Here is a 16,173-nt window from a genome sequence, read left to right as displayed (position 1 = left end):
ATTTTGCGGCTTTATGCAATTTAAATTTATTTAAAATAAAAAACAGCAAAAAACAGCAAATACAAATTTTTTGTTTATTTTTGGGTACACTCTTTTACTTTATTACGAAACAAAGACAATTAAAGCACGAAAGATTATGCAGGCAACACTTGAAAAAGATAATGAGATTATCAAATTTGAAAAAATTAACACCATTGTTCACACTAGCTCTGAAGAAGCATCCTTATATGTTGCAAAAGAGATTGTTCATCTTATTAAAGAAAGACAAAAAGAATCTAAAACCGTTGTATTAGGTTTAGCTACCGGCTCTACCCCAACAAAGGTTTATGAGTACTTAGTACAATTTCACAAAGAAGATGGCTTAAGTTTTAGCAATGTAATCACCTTTAATTTGGATGAATATTTTCCGATGCATGCTGATTCTATTCATAGCTATGTGCGTTTTATGAACGAACACTTATTTGACCATATTGATATCAAGAAAGAAAATATTCATATCCCTGATGGAACACGAACATTAGAAAATGTTAAGGAGTTTTGTGAAGGGTACGAGACTAAAATCGAAAAATCTGGCGGTATCGATATTCAAATATTAGGCATCGGTAGAACAGGACATATAGGATTTAATGAACCTGGCTCTTCACTCTCAAGTAAAACACGTGTAGTAAGACTTGATAGAGTTACTTTATTAGATGCTGCAAGTGATTTCTTCGGACTAGAAAATGTTCCTTCAAAGGCAATCACTATGGGCGTTGGTACCATAATGGCTGCAAGAAGAATTATATTGATGGCTTGGGGTGAAGGGAAAGCTCAGATTATCAAACAAGCAGTAGAAGGTGAAATTCGTGAATCTATTCCCGCCACGTTCCTACAACAACATGGCAATTGCGATTTCATTTTAGACAATGCAGCAGCTTCTAGCCTTACAAGAATATATAACCCTTGGTTGGTCGGTGAATGTATTTGGACAGATGATTTGATTAAAAAAGCTACTATTTGGCTCTCTGAGAAATTAGATAAAGCCATACTAAAACTTACCAACGAAGATTATAGTGAGCATGGTATGGGAAGTTTAATAGCGGATATAGGTTCTGCTGAAAACATCAACCTTAAAGTCTTCAATACCTTACAAAGAACGATAACAGGTTGGCCCGGTGGCAAGCCTAATGCCGATGATACGAATAGACCTGAACGAAAAGGACCGTTTCCAAAAACATCGTTAATTTTCAGTCCCCACCCAGACGACGATGTGATTTCCATGGGAGGAACATTATTGCGCTTAGTAGACCAAGGACATTATGTTCATGTCGCCTATCAAACCTCAGGAAATATAGCTGTTTTTGATGATGAAGTAATTCGTTTTCTAGTTTTTGCACTCGAGGTACAACCAGATAACAAAGAGCTACAAGTACAGTTTGACAAAATTAGAAATTTTCTTAAAAACAAGAAACGTGGGGAAATTGACAGCCCTGAAATACAACGAATAAAAGGATTGATTAGAAAAGGTGAAGCACTATCTGCTTGCAGATACTGTGGTGTAGAAGAAGAAAATGCACATTTTCAAAATCTTCCCTTTTATGAAACAGGAACCGTAAAGAAAAAACCACATTCGCAAGAAGACATTCAAATAACCTATGATTTACTTAATAAACTAAAACCAACTCAAGTTTTTGCTGCAGGAGATTTATCTGATCCTCACGGCACACATAGAGTTTGCCTAAAAGTAGTATTTGAAGCTTTTGCACAGCTTAAAAGAGATAAAGTAGCTTGGATAGAAGACTGTTATTTATGGCTATATCGTGGCGCATGGCAAGAATGGGATATTGCCGATATGGAAATGACCATTCCTATTGGCCCAAAAGACATGCAACGTAAAAAGAATGCCATCTTCAAACATCAATCTCAAAAAGATGCTGCAATGTTTCCTGGTAATGACGACCGTGAATTTTGGCAGCGTGCGGAACAAAGAAACAAAGAAACTGCAAGAAAATATAATGCACTAGGCCTTGCGGAATATGAAGCCATGGAAAGCTTTGTTCGCTATAAATTTTAATATTAACTAACTAACTCACTTTTATGATGAAAAAAATGCAACTCGTATTCTCATTTTTTCTATTGCTCTTTTTTGCTCAAGGCGTTCTTGCGCAAACTACAGTAGTATCAGGTACAGTAAATACTCCAGATAATCCTACCTCATAATAAGTAATTAGTGTTTTGTGAGTTGATTTTTAAAGATGCCCAGTTACAACTTTGTTGTGCTGGGTTTTTAAAAAAAAGAATACTTTACCTTGGCGAATAAAAGCGTAAATGAAAAAAATATTTCTATTTCTATTGGTTCCACTTCTTATCTCCTGTGTTGCGCTGAAAAAAAAGCTGCCAGAAAGAGAATTTAGAGGTTTTTGGGTGGCTACTGTCGTAAATATCGATTGGCCAAAAAACGGAAATGATGCTATAGAAAAGCAAAAAGAAGACTATCTTAAAATTTTAGATTTTTATGATAAGCTAAACTTTAACACAGCCATCGTTCAAATACGAACAGCCGGAGATGCTTTTTATCCCTCTGATTACGCTCCTTGGTCCCAATATTTAACAGGAAAACAGGGTGTCGCACCTGACACCAAGGAAGATATCTTAGCATGGATGATTTCTGAAACACATCAAAGGGGCATGGAATTTCACGCCTGGCTAAACCCCTACAGAGCTACTTTTGATCTTAAAACTGAATTTTTAAGCGAGCAACATGATTACGTAACGCATCCTGAGTGGATGGTGAAATATGGTAAGAAATATTATTACAACCCGGGAGCGCCTGCTGTCCAAGATCACATGACGGCTATTATAGAAGAAATAGTGAAAAATTATTCGGTTGATGCTATTCATTTTGATGATTATTTTTACCCGTACAAAATAACTGGAGAAACTTTTAATGACGCGGAGACTTATAATCAATACAAATTACCACAACAAACCTTAGAGGACTGGAGACGTAGCAATATAGATTCTCTCATTCAGAAAGCAAATTATACCATTAAGAAAGAAAAACCGTGGGTGCAATTTGGCGTAAGTCCGTTTGGTGTATGGAAGAATAAGGCTACAGACGCTAGAGGTTCAGATACTCAAGCAGGGCAAACAACTTATGATGACCTCTATGCCAATCCCTTACTTTGGATGCAGAAAGGCTGGATAGACTACATTATTCCACAGGCTTATTGGAGCATAAGTCTACCTGTAGCATCGCATAAAACTATTATGGAATGGTGGGCAAAAAATAGTTATAGCACGAATCTTTATATGGGTAACGGTCCCTATAAAATTAGAACTAATAGCGATAAAGCATGGGATAATAAAAGAGAACTTCCGAATCAAATAAAATTAGGTCGCGAGACACCCAAAATTCAAGGGAATGCTTTTTTTAGTGCTAAAAGCCTAATGAATGAGCACGAAGATGTGGTAAACATATTAAAACGAAAATACTATAGTCAGATTGCTTTAAACCCAAGTGCTCCTAACCAAACTACAAATAAAGTCGCTCGTCCAAAAATAGAACGTATTACTATCGCAGATACCATAATCGCTATTCAATTTGATAGCCTTGAAAACTTCAACTATGGACTGGTTTTTCAAACAAAAAAAAGCAAAAAAAAACAACCTGATTTGAAAAAACTATTGAGTCTTAAGATTGCTGTATTGCCCAATTCAGTTTTAATTTCCAAAAACACGATAAAAAGGAAAAAGAAAATTGCTTTAGTCTTTATTGACAAATTCAGACAAGAAACAGCACCTATTTTTATAAATTTAGATCAAATATCACAGTATGATTAAAAAAGACAAAGGAGCATGGGCTTGGGTGCCTATTTTATATTTCACACAAGGTCTTCCTTATGTTTTAGTGGTGACGGTTTCTGTAATCATGTATAAAAAATTAGGGGTGAGCAATGAAGATATTGGTCTTTATACCAGCCTATTGTACCTGCCATGGGTTTTAAAACCATTTTGGAGTCCGCTTGTAGATTTAAAAAGCACTAAACGAAAATGGTTTCTAGGTATGCAACTACTTATTGCCTTAGCCTTGTTTGGTGTTGGTTTAACCATCCCTACAAATATGTTTTTCACCACTACCCTAGCTTGTTTTTGGATGGCTGCTTTTGCATCTGCAACCAATGACATTGCTTCAGACGGGTATTATATGTTGGGATTAACAGAAAAAAAACAATCCTTTTTTGTAGGATTAAGAAGTACCTTCTATCGCTTGGCTATGGTTACTGGAGAAGGTTTGATTGTTTTTGGCGCAGGGTTTTTAGAAGAAAAATATGGCGATTCTACAAAAGCTTGGAGTATAACCATGACCGCAACGGCTGTTTTAATGCTTGCATTGACTGTAGCTAACTTTTTTGCAAGCCCTAAGTACGAATCTTCATCCGAAGAACCGATTCAAAAACCAGAAGGTTTCCTAGAAATATTTCGCAGCTTTTTTAAGAAACCACAAATAGGCATTGCCTTAGCTTTTATTCTTACCTATCGTTTAGGAGAATCGCAATTGGTAAAAATGTCTTCTCCATTTTTATTAGATACTCCCGAAAAAGGAGGTCTAGGTTTTACCACAAAGGAACTAGGAATTGTTCTAGGGACTATTGGTGTGGTGGCACTTACTGTAGGCGGAATATTAGGTGGCATATTGATCTCTAAAAACGGATTAAAAAAATGGATGCTCCCCATGGTATTATCCTTAAACATCCCTAATTTTTTCTATGCTATTCTTGCCCTTACAAAAACTACAAATATTATTGCGGTCTCTGCTACTATTGTACTAGAAAAATTTGGTTACGGGTTTGGTTTTGCTGCATTTCTAATGTACTTAATTTATATCGCAGACGGCAAATCTAAAACCTCACACTATGCTATTGCCACAGGGTTTATGGCATTAGGGATGATGGTTCCTGGGATGATTAGTGGGTTTATGCAAAGTTGGCTAGGCTATGGCGGCTTCTTTGTATGGGTAGTCATTGCTGCCCTACCCTCTTTATTTTTATTAAAATATTTAAAATATCCGGCAGATTTCGGAAAAAAAGATGTCATAAAAAATGAATAATATTACCGCATATAGCAAGGCTAAAACAACGCTTTCCTTATCTGAAAAAGTGGGACAGTTATTTATGCCTGCTGCCTTCATAAATGATTCTGAAGAAGAAATTTTACAGGTAGAAAAACTAATTTCTGAGGCTGCCATTGGGGGCTTATGTTTTTTTCATAGTCGCGCAAGTGCCGCAACTAATTTTGAAGGCAAAAAGAAAATTGTGTACAATGAAAACAGCTTTGAAACATTAAGGAAGTTAATCCAACGCTATCAAAACAAATCAAAATACCCTCTTTTAATAAGTATTGATGCCGAATGGGGTTTAGCGATGCGAATTGAAAATACACCACAGTACCCTTATGCTATAACTTTAGGAGCCATACAAAACAATGAATATTTAATATTTAGCCTAGGAAAACAAATTGCACGCGATTGCAAAACAGCAGGAATCCATTGGAATTTAGCACCCGTTGTAGATATTAACAATAACCCCAACAATCCCGTAATAGGCTATCGTTCTTTCGGTGAAAACAAATATTTAGTCACCTTAAAAGCGGCTGCGTTTATCAAAGGCACTGAAATAGAAGGTGTACTTTCATGCATAAAACATTTTCCTGGTCATGGTGATACCGCTGTAGATTCACATTTGGGACTTCCCCTAATTGAAAAGTCAAAAGAAGAATTAATTAAGAATGAATTATTTCCTTTTCAACACTTAATTAATGAAGGTGTTGATAGTATTATGGCTGGGCATTTGTCTATTCCTGCTTTAGCCGATGGAGATAAAATTCCCTCTAGCTTATCAAAAAAAATGCTCAAAGATTTACTCAGGGATGAAATGAATTTTAAAGGCGTTATTATTTCCGATGCGTTAAATATGCATGCCATATCTAAAAATTATACAACAAAAGGAGCATTAGAATGGTTGGCTTTTGATGCAGGAAATGACGTTCTATGTTTCTCTGAACATGTACAAGAAGGAATTAAAACAATTCTTAACAATGCAACAGAAGAACAAATAGAAGAAAGTTTTAAACGTATATGGTTGCTAAAAGAAAAAGCTATTAAAAAAGAGGTGCCCACCGTACCACTATCTAACGCCTCGGTTTTAAATAAAGCTATTGCTAAAGAAAGTCTAACTCTTTTTCAAGGTTCCATAAAGGATTTCAAGAGGCATAATTTTATCGGATTGACAATTGGATCAACAGAAGATTCCACTTTTTTTGATACTATCGCTGAAGAAATAAGTTTTCAAAAAGTTGATGGTTTACAGCAATTGGGAACGCAATTATCAAAATTTGACAATGTGTTGATCGCAATTTATCCGCCGAAGGCTAAACCTGCAAATTTATTTGATATCTCCCAAGAACAGCTTGATTTAATCGACACCCTTATTGCGACAAAAAACGTAGTACTTTACCTCTTTGGAAACCCTTATGTACTAAATCACCTTAACACAGAGAAGGCAATAGCCGTAGTCATTGCCTATCAGAATTTTGAAACATTTCAAGTGAATGCAGCACAGCACTTTTTAGGTCATAATACAGCACCTGGAAAAATCCCTGTTACCATTAAAAGCTAAAGGAAATTTTATGAAAAAATATAAAATTATAGGATTAATGTCTGGAACGTCGTTAGACGGATTAGATCTCGCTTATTGCCACATCTGGGAAGAAAATGCCGTATGGGATTTTAAAATCATGGCTACAAAAAGTGTTTCATATTCTCCAGAAATGGAAAAAAAGCTAAAAGAGTCCATTTTCCTATCAGCATCAGATTTATTACAGTTTCATAATAGCTATGGCGAATGGCTTGGTATCGAAGCAAAAAAGTTTATTCATGAGAATCATTTAGAGGTAGATTATATTGCGAGTCACGGACACACTACACATCATCAACCTCAAAATGGATTTACGTTTCAGATAGGTTCTGGTCAGCATATAGCAAATGAAGTAGGACTTCCTGTACTCTGTGATTTTAGGACTAATGATGTTGCGCTTGGGGGACAAGGTGCGCCCTTAGTCCCTATTGGAGATCAGTTATTTTTTAGTGATTATGATTTCTGTTTAAATTTAGGCGGAATTAGTAATATATCGTTTGATTTTCAAGGCAAAAGAATTGCTTATGATATTGGCTTAGCAAATATGGGATTGAACTATATTACCAAAAAGGAAGGTTTAGATTTTGATGATGGAGGAACACTAGCTCGAAAAGGAAAACCGAATAACATGATGTTATCTGCCTTAAACAAATTAGAATTCTATGAGTTGCCATTTCCTAAATCTATTGGTTTTGAATGGTTTGTTGCAAAAGTGATTCCTATAATTGATGCAACAGAAGACACATTAGCCAATAAATTACACACCATGGTGCTTCATGTGAGTACAAAAATCGCAGAAGAGATTTTACAAAACACAATTAAACCAGAGAATGAATTACTTACCACAGGTGGCGGCGCATTAAACACTTTTTTAATCGAAATGCTACAAGAAAAATTAGGCCATAGTGTACATGTGGTAATCCCAACGAAACAAATTATTGACTTTAAGGAAGCTTTAGTTTTCGCTTTAATGGGGGTGTTACGCATTACGGAAAATATAAATGTCTTGGCTTCTGTAACAGGGGCAAAAAGGAATTCTTCAAGTGGCGTTATTTACTTACCAAGTTAAAATTTTGCCTATTTACATTTATATAAACTATTATCTTAAGATATTTATAAATAATTAAAGCGTAATTTCATTAAAATACATTTATTAATTAAATTTATAACATAAAATCTCCCCCAAGGTTTTGATAGGATTTCTTTACCAACTAGCTATACTAAGAAACTAGGCATTATAAGGAATACTTCAGAACGCACTAAAAATTAGAAAATAGACAAATACTCAATCGCTCTAAACCGCAAGAGAGTATTAAAAAATTAAAATAGGCAGCGCAATGAGTAATTATCACATCAAACATTTAGAAGAATATTTTCAAGTCTACCGAAAATCTGTTCGTAATCCAGAAGCTTTTTGGGAAGAAATAGCTGAAGAACATTTTTTATGGCGCAAAAAATGGGACAATGTACTGAGTTGGGACTTTTCCAAACCAGAAGTAAAATGGTTTGAAGGTGCTCAATTGAATATTACAGAGAATTGCATTGACCGTCATTTGTCTACAAGAGGCGAAAAAACAGCTATTATCTTTGAACCTAACAATCCAGAGGAAGACGCGCAACACATTAGCTATTACCAGTTACACGATCGTGTATGTCGGATGGCAAATGTATTAAAAGAAAAAGGGATCAAAAAAGGAGATCGTGTATGTGTTTATCTGCCTATGATTCCTGAATTAGCCATTACGCTTCTTGCTTGTGCAAGAATAGGAGCTATTCATTCTGTGGTTTTTGCTGGGTTTTCATCCAATGCATTAGCGACTAGAATAAACGATTCTGATTGTAAAATGGTAGTTACTTCAGATGGTTCTTATCGTGGAAATAAATCTATAGATTTAAAAGGTATTGTAGATAAAGCTTTAGAAGAATGCCCAGAGATAGAAAATGTATTGGTGGTAAACCGCACCAATAGCACTATTGATATGAAAAAAGGTCGCGATCAATGGCTGCAACCACTTTTAGATGCTGCATATGGGGATTGCGTTCCTGAAATCATGAATGCCGAAGATCCACTATTTATTTTATACACTTCAGGATCAACAGGAAGACCCAAAGGTATGGTCCATACTACAGCAGGTTATATGGTATACACTGCTTATACCTTTAAAAATGTGTTTCAATACCGTGAGAATGATGTCTATTGGTGTACCGCAGATATAGGTTGGATTACAGGACACTCGTATATTGTGTACGGACCTTTAGCTAATGGTGCTACCACATTAATGTTTGAAGGCGTACCTTCTTATCCAGATTTTGGACGCTTTTGGGAAGTGATAGAGAAACATAAAGTAAATCAATTTTATACAGCACCGACTGCCATTCGTGCCTTGGCAAAACAGAATTTAGAGTTTGTAGAGAATCATGATTTGTCTAGTTTAAAAGTGCTAGGATCTGTAGGAGAACCTATTAACGAAGAAGCTTGGCATTGGTACAACAACAATGTTGGCAAGAAAAAAAGTCCGATTGTAGATACCTGGTGGCAAACGGAAACTGGTGGCATCATGATTACCCCTATCCCTTACGTAACACCTACTGCACCTACCTATGCTACCTTACCTTTTATTGGAATACAACCTGCATTGATGGATGAAGAAGGTAATGAAATTAAAGGCAACCAAGTCGAAGGGCGTTTGTGCATAAAATTCCCTTGGCCGTCTATGGCAAGAACCATTTGGGGAGATCATGACCGTTATAGAGACACGTATTTTACTGCGTATAAAAACAACTATTTTACGGGTGATGGTGCTCTGCGCGATGCTGTTGGTTATTATAGAATTACAGGACGCGTAGATGATGTTATTATTGTTTCTGGGCACAATCTAGGAACAGCACCTATTGAAGATGCTATTAACGAACACCCAGCGGTTGCCGAATCGGCTATTGTTGGTTTCCCACATGATGTAAAAGGGAATGCATTATACGGTTACGTTATTTTAAAAGAAACTGGAGAGACTAGAGATCGGGATAATTTAAGAAATGAAATTAACCAACAGATTACAGAACATATTGGTCCTATTGCTAAATTAGACAAGATTCAGTTTGTTTCAGGTTTACCAAAAACTAGAAGTGGAAAAATTATGCGACGTATTTTACGTAAGATTGCAAGTAATGACGTTTCTAATTTAGGAGACACTAGTACCTTATTGAACCCAGAGGTAGTTCAAGAAATAATTGATAATGTGATGTAAAGGAAAATTTTTAAGAAACCATTGATCAATAAATAACAATGAATTTTCGGCTATGTGTTTAAATACGCATAGCCGAAAATTTATCTTATAAAATTGAAATCTCATGGTACTAGTAGCTCGAAATTAAGCGTACTTAAAAATAACATTTCTTTATTATATCGGTTTCATATTTACCATTTTTAGCATAGGTTTTACCTTTTAAAACCACGCTCCTGTCGCGATCTTTGTTTAAAAACAAATTATGAGCGATGTAGCAAAATGCCCCACTTGCGGTAGCATTTCTAAAATAAAAGAAAAAGATGGTCACATTACGTATTCTGCAGTTCAGGATGAAGAGGCTTTAAAAAAAAATGGTCTGCTTAAAAAAGCCATGGAGACGTTTAAAACTAAAGCAGAGGCCTTAGAAAAAGAGTTACAAGAATTGAACGCTTTAAAATAAAATGAAGTTTCTAAAAAATAATTACGGCTGGCTCATCGTAACCGTCCTAGCAATTATCCCATTGTTTATTCTAGCAAATTTCTTAGCCGTTGATTACACATCAGGTTTTGCGATCACCTTAAAGGAAGGCGTTGAAAATAGTGATGAAAGCACTTTAGAACTGTTATATCACATTTCTGGTGAATTTGCTATCCGATGGATGACAGCAGTACTTAGTTGTACCCCATTTTTTATACTATTTGGAGTGACCAATCTCTATGTACGACAAGCCATGGGCATTGCAACTGCAATTTGGAGCATTATTCATTTTATAATTTTTTATGCTGCAGAAGGGTTCCTTGAAACGTTTACACAAGTAAATTATATGGCGGGGTTTCTAGCCGTGTTATTATTAGTTCCTCTTTTAGTTACCTCAAACAGAAAAGCTATGAGACGGTTAAAAAGCAAATGGAAAAAGCTTCAGCGTTTGTCTTATGTCATTATATTTTTAAGCATCGTACACGTGGCTATTTTAGATAAAACATGGATTATCTACGCAATTATTGTAGGCTTTGGTTTTATACTCCGAATACCTTTTATTAGAGCATCAATTATAGCATTTAGAAAAAAAAGTTAGAATAGCTTAATTTAAAACATAACAATACATCATATGAAAATAGCAGTTACCTCAGCAAGCGGACAATTAGGTGCTTCCATTATAAAACATCTCATTAAATTAATCGGAAAAGACAACATTATTGGTATTGCAAGAGCTCGAGAAAAAGCGAAACATTTAGGGGTGGAAATTAGAAAAGGGGATTATAATAATCGGGAAGATTTTAATAGTGCACTTCAGGGTGTAGCTACCGTGTTATTGGTTTCTGGAATGGATGAACCTCAAAAAAGAATTGAGCAACACCGAAATGTAATTGAAGCCGCCAAAAACCAAGGCTTTCAAAAAATTGTATATACGAGTATCATTGGGAGTGAAGACAAAAATGCTTTTAGTCCTATCGTTCAAAGCAATAGACAAACAGAAGAAGATGTTAAAAACTCCGGACTTCATTGGGTGATTGGAAGAAATGGCATTTATATAGAACCAGATTTAGAGTATATACCAACATACGTAAAAGAAGGAGAAATAAGTAACTGTGCTGGCGATGGCAAATGTGCATACACCAGTAGAGAAGAATTAGGTTATGCCTATGCAAAAATGTTAACGGAAGAAAAGCATAATGGTCAGATTTATAATCTAATAGGAGAGGCTGTAACCCAAACACAACTTGCAGAAGCGATTAATGCAATTTACCACACCCATCTAACTTACACTTCCGTTTCTGTAGCTGCATATGCCCAAGAAAGAAAAGAAGCTTTAGGAGATTTTATGGGAACTGTAATTGCGGGTATTTATGAAGGCATAAGAAATGGCGCTAATAATGTTCCATCAGATTATGTACGAGTAGCTGGAAGGTCTCATAAATCGCTATTGAAAATGATCGAAAACTACAATAACAATCACCCTCAAAAATAGAACAGATAACCGTGAGTATTCTAGAACGTATTTTAAAAACCGTAGTTTTAGACGAAGCTACTATTACAGAAAAAGTTGCGCTTTCTAAAACAGCTTTTAAAATTAGACTTCAAAGTAATAGCATTAAAAAAATCAGTTTTATCCCTGGCGCTTTCCTAAGGTTAGGAATTGGTATTGGCAAAGAAGAATTGCCTATGAAAGATAAAATAAGAAGCTATAGCATTTGGAATATTGATGGTACTAAAGGATATCTAGACCTAGCGATTGCCACGCATAGTAAAGGTATCGGAAGTCAATGGGCTAAAGATTGTAAGGAAGGAGATACCGTATATTACAAGTTTAAAAAAGGTAATTTTATTGCTGATGATGCTGCGGATAGTTACCTCATGATAGGAGATCTTTCTTCCCTTTCACACCTCTATATGATTAATAGAGCTCTTGGAGCAGAAAAACAAGTAGCTAGTATAATTTACAACACCCCAAAGGAGGAATTCTTCCCTGATATTGATGGAAGATATCCTTTTGAAATTAAAGAATTATTGCAAAATTCAAACGAAGAAATTAGTGCCAAAATTAAGGACATAGCACCTACCTTAAAGGGGAAGAAAATGGTCTACATTGCTGGTGATAGTAGGGTTTGTATTGCGGCACATTCTTTCTTTAAAAATGAACTAGGTTGGGAACCTAAGCAGATAAAAACAAAACCTTTTTGGAATCCTGATAAAAAAGGATTGGAATAAGCTTTTAAAAAAGGGAATGACAACATTAAAATTGTTTAAATCATCGTGATTTGTCTTGACTACCCTACTATAAAACTTCTTAGAATGACCCCATAATACATCTAATTGATGTAAATTAGGGCCCATCAGAAGGTAATTGTTATGAATGATATTAAAGTCGGTAAATATATTAAAGAGGTTTTAGAAAATATGCCTAAAGGTTGGTTGACAACGACAACACACCGGCTAGATATCTATGACGAAAAATTAGCTAAAACGGAATTTCTAACCCAGTTTGAAGCATTATTTCAAGAAAATACTACAAGTCCTTCTACTTTAAGCGCATTACCTACGGCCTATGATTACATTCGTTTAGGACACCCCTTATCTTGTGTTCTAGAATGGGCTATTGCAAAATTACATGGTTTAAAATCTGAAAATGTCATCAGTTTTTCTTCTAAGACGATTCCGATACTCGCTATTCTGAGAAAAAATCTATTAGAAAATAGAAATACCCGAATCGTTTTCTTGGGAGCACTCCCCTCTTGTTTTAATGCTGAACTATTAAAAAGCGTATACGGATATACATTTGAGCTAACTAAAATTGAAGCTGTAGAAGAAATAACTGCTTTTGAGGGCAGCACAATCCTCCTTACAGAACAAGAACTAGGAGCAATGAACACCAATCCAAACATAGACTTTTTTATTAATTTTCATGGATCCTTAGGAAGTATTTTAGTAGTAAATGGTGAAAAAAATGAGTCTTATGTGTCAGACATACAACATGTACGTAGAAGAGAAACTATTGCCATGACTCCAGCAAATTCTCTTACAGCATTAAAAGCTTTAATTGCCCAATCTGCTATTGAGAATAAGAATACTGTTGAAGCAAATAAAACAAGTGTGTTGCATGGGATTAAAGAAATTACAGGAACAACTACAAAACCTCTTGTTGCTTCTAGTGGTCTCTCTATGCAATATGCAATCATGATGGGACTTGTTGATGATGCCTTAGAAAACCATAAAGGAAAAGCTATAAAATTTATTGTTCCTCCTAATTGTTATGGAGGTACAAATGACCAAGCTAGACGTGTTGCCGCTTGTCTGGATAATGTAGAAGTGGTAGATTTATTGGTTGATGGTGGTCATGACATGATACGTAGTATTGATGCAATTTTGGATGATCTTGCAAAAGAAGATGCGGTACCGTATATCATCGCTGAAATCCCTACAAACCCTAGGGTTGAAGTTCCTGATCTTAACAAATTAAAAGAAGTTTTAAGCAAAGAGCGCAAAACTGCAACTGGTGGCATTGCTATAGATCCCGTTTTTATTTTAGATCAAACATTTTGCCCTAACGTACATTTTTTAGGTGAAAATAAAATATTATCTAGCGTTAGAACAATCTCCTATGTTAGCGGCTCAAAATTCCCGAGTGGTGGACGATGTACCGCTGGCTATTGTGTTGCTAACACCAAATCTGAAGCTTTGCTTGAAAAAATAGAAACACATCTAATGCTGTGTGATAATGAGGCTACAGCACTACAATATGAACTATTGGCAAGCCAGTTGCCTTCTATGAATCAGCGCATTCATGATGCCTATAAGAATACACGCGAATTTGTAAATTTTATCCACACCACTTTACCAGCCGCTAAAATAAATTTTGTTTCGGAAGCATTAGCCGCACAAGGATTTACACCTTCTGTATTTTCATTAGACCTTCCTACCAAAGGAACTACGGATAAAGAAAAGGAAGAATATAAGAGAGCGTTGAATTTGAAGTTAATCCATTTAATGATTACAGAAATCCCTAACGAAAGTAAGTTTTGTGTGAGCTACGGACAATCAAAAGGTTGTTATTGGACTGTACCTGCTACTTCTACACAAGGGACTACTAAAGAAGGTGATAAAGATTATATTGTTCGTGTATCACTTTCTCCAGATTTAGATTTACAACTTCACAAGGACGTGTTTTTGAAATTTGTTGAGAATATATAACCTTGAGAATGACTTTATTATTATTAAAAATAGGCACAATAATTGAGCGAAAATTTTAGAAGCATAAGTACATAAAGCATACATTGGATCGTATATTTCAAGCAGTTTATAATATTTTAAAATGGATTTCTAAAATCTCTGGTCTTACGTACCATGAAGTCAACATAATTATATATTATATTATAATCCCAGGCCTCTTTATTCTTTTGATAAGCAAAATACTTAAATCAAAATCATTAATTTTTGGCTTTATAGTCTTTGTTTTATTTGCTATTTTTATAATCCCTGATTTTGAGAAATTCGCTACTACCCTATTTGAACAGTCTGTTCTATTTTTAAATTGGTTTGAATATTTCGGATTAAATTACGTACAAGCTTCTGTTGTTATTTGTGTACTAATTCCTATTTTGATTATAGTACTGCTAACTTATTTGAATAAAAAACCAACGAACTAAAAATCTACACAAGCAATAATTAAAATTAATCATTGTTACGTATCTCATTCGCTAAATAACTAGCATCCTTAGATACGCCTCCTAAAGTTGCAGATCCACGTGTGTACATCCATGGTAACCCAATAAAATATAATCCGGTTATATTACTTACGCCCCTATAATTTTTTGGATAGCTATTAGCATCCAGTTCCAAACCTTCTATCCATTTAAAATTTGGACGGTACCCTGTTGCCCAAACAATATTTTTAATGGTAGAAATTTTCTTAGATTCAAAAAACATTTCCTCCTGCAAGGCATCTTTAGTTCTTCCTACGGGGATGACGTTTTTTCTAGAAAGAATTTCCTTAACATCTGTACCGATTACTGGTTGCGTAGAGGAATTAATCTTCTTACCTATCCAACTATATTTGGTATAACTTAAAAAACCAATTAAGGTAAACCACCACCATATTGTTTTACCTAAAAATTGCTGAGGAATGGATTTTACATTTGTGTTCCCAGAAAAATATACGGTTCTAGAGCCATCTTTAGAAATTTCATTTAGAATTTGGTATCCAGAATCTCCACCACCAACAACCAAAGCATCTCCCTCTTGCAACTGGTTTAATCCTTTATAATAATTACTATGCATTTGGAGCACACTCTTTGATAGTTTGGTATGACAAGGAGGTGTATAAGGAATATGGAATGGTCCTGTCGCTACAATGACATGATCTGCCTCGAGCATGCCATCTTTATGCGCAATAAAAAATCCTTTTTCTGTTTTACGAACGGAGGTTACTAAAGTGTTTAGCTGTACAGGAATATCAAATGTCTTTACATATAATTTAAAATAGGCCGCAACTTCAAATTTCGTAGGATAATGTCCTTTTGGGGCATCAAATTTTAAGCCAGGTAAATGATTGTATTCGGTAGATGTAAATAGCTTTAATGAATCCCATCTATTTAACCATGAAGCTCCAATTTCTTCTTCACCATCAATAACCAGAAACTTCTTATTCATATTTTGTAAATGATATCCCATAGCCAAGCCCGCTTGAGCCGCTCCAATCACTACATAATCTAACTTCTTATTACTCATTCTAATCCTATACAAAATTAGTCGCAAAAGTAACCATCATTAGATGGAA

At 35.2% G+C, this 16,173-nt stretch carries 13 protein-coding genes; 12 read left to right on the top strand and 1 reads right to left on the bottom strand.

What is annotated here, in order from left to right; genetic code table 11:
- Nucleotides 1-118: 118 nt before the first annotated feature.
- From nagB to GQR94_RS16400, 12 genes are all read left to right on the top strand, one after another.
- Nucleotides 119-2,053: a glucosamine-6-phosphate deaminase gene (gene nagB, locus GQR94_RS16450; protein WP_255451571.1), complete on the top strand. Its 1,935-nt coding sequence runs from the start codon at nt 119-121 to the stop codon at nt 2,051-2,053.
- A 23-nt stretch (nt 2,054-2,076) separates the two neighbouring features.
- Nucleotides 2,077-2,199 carry a hypothetical protein gene (locus GQR94_RS22840; RefSeq protein WP_255451524.1) on the top strand — a complete coding sequence of 41 codons (123 nt, stop codon included), beginning with the start codon at nt 2,077-2,079 and terminating at the stop codon, nt 2,197-2,199.
- Between the two features lie 108 nt (nt 2,200-2,307).
- On the top strand, nt 2,308-3,822 hold the full coding sequence (locus GQR94_RS16445) for a glycoside hydrolase family 10 protein (protein WP_158977004.1): 1,515 nt from the start codon (nt 2,308-2,310) through the stop codon (nt 3,820-3,822).
- Complete coding sequence (locus GQR94_RS16440) at nt 3,815-5,089, top strand: AmpG family muropeptide MFS transporter (RefSeq protein ID WP_158977002.1); 1,275 nt, start codon at nt 3,815-3,817, stop codon at nt 5,087-5,089. The genes GQR94_RS16445 and GQR94_RS16440 overlap by 8 nt, the downstream gene beginning before the upstream one ends.
- A complete protein-coding gene (locus tag GQR94_RS16435; protein ID WP_158977000.1) occupies nt 5,082-6,656 on the top strand; it encodes a glycoside hydrolase family 3 protein in 1,575 nt (524 codons plus the stop codon). The genes GQR94_RS16440 and GQR94_RS16435 overlap by 8 nt, the downstream gene beginning before the upstream one ends.
- Nucleotides 6,657-6,666: 10 nt before the next feature.
- On the top strand, nt 6,667-7,743 hold the full coding sequence (locus GQR94_RS16430) for an anhydro-N-acetylmuramic acid kinase (RefSeq protein ID WP_158976998.1): 1,077 nt from the start codon (nt 6,667-6,669) through the stop codon (nt 7,741-7,743).
- A 268-nt stretch (nt 7,744-8,011) separates the two neighbouring features.
- Entirely contained in the window at nt 8,012-9,919 is a 1,908-nt protein-coding gene (gene acs, locus GQR94_RS16425; protein WP_158976996.1) for an acetate--CoA ligase, read from the top strand.
- Between the two features lie 241 nt (nt 9,920-10,160).
- The gene (locus tag GQR94_RS16420; protein WP_158976994.1) at nt 10,161-10,358 is read left to right on the top strand and encodes a hypothetical protein; all 198 of its coding nucleotides are present in this window, start codon (nt 10,161-10,163) and stop codon (nt 10,356-10,358) included.
- Nucleotide 10,359: 1 nt separating this feature from the next.
- Nucleotides 10,360-10,974 (top strand): ferric reductase-like transmembrane domain-containing protein, encoded by a 615-nt coding sequence (locus tag GQR94_RS16415; RefSeq protein WP_158976992.1) that lies wholly within the window; start codon nt 10,360-10,362, stop codon nt 10,972-10,974.
- A 33-nt stretch (nt 10,975-11,007) separates the two neighbouring features.
- Complete coding sequence (locus GQR94_RS16410; RefSeq protein WP_158976990.1) at nt 11,008-11,868, top strand: SDR family oxidoreductase; 861 nt, start codon at nt 11,008-11,010, stop codon at nt 11,866-11,868.
- A gap of 11 nt (nt 11,869-11,879) precedes the next feature.
- Nucleotides 11,880-12,608, top strand: coding sequence for an SIP domain-containing protein (locus GQR94_RS16405; protein WP_158976988.1), 729 nt, complete (start codon nt 11,880-11,882; stop codon nt 12,606-12,608).
- A 141-nt stretch (nt 12,609-12,749) separates the two neighbouring features.
- Nucleotides 12,750-14,588, top strand: coding sequence for a PLP-dependent transferase (locus GQR94_RS16400; protein ID WP_158976986.1), 1,839 nt, complete (start codon nt 12,750-12,752; stop codon nt 14,586-14,588).
- Nucleotides 14,589-15,068: 480 nt separating this feature from the next.
- On the opposite strand, the gene GQR94_RS16395 is transcribed toward GQR94_RS16400, so the two are convergent.
- A complete protein-coding gene (locus GQR94_RS16395; protein ID WP_158976984.1) occupies nt 15,069-16,124 on the bottom strand; it encodes an NAD(P)/FAD-dependent oxidoreductase in 1,056 nt (351 codons plus the stop codon).
- Nucleotides 16,125-16,173 lie beyond the last annotated feature (49 nt).

Source organism: Cellulophaga sp. L1A9 (genome assembly GCF_009797025.1).
Taxonomy (GTDB): Bacteria; Bacteroidota; Bacteroidia; order Flavobacteriales; family Flavobacteriaceae; genus Cellulophaga.
Note: the sequence above shows the minus strand (reverse complement) of the source record. Positions and strands in the feature narration are given on the sequence as shown.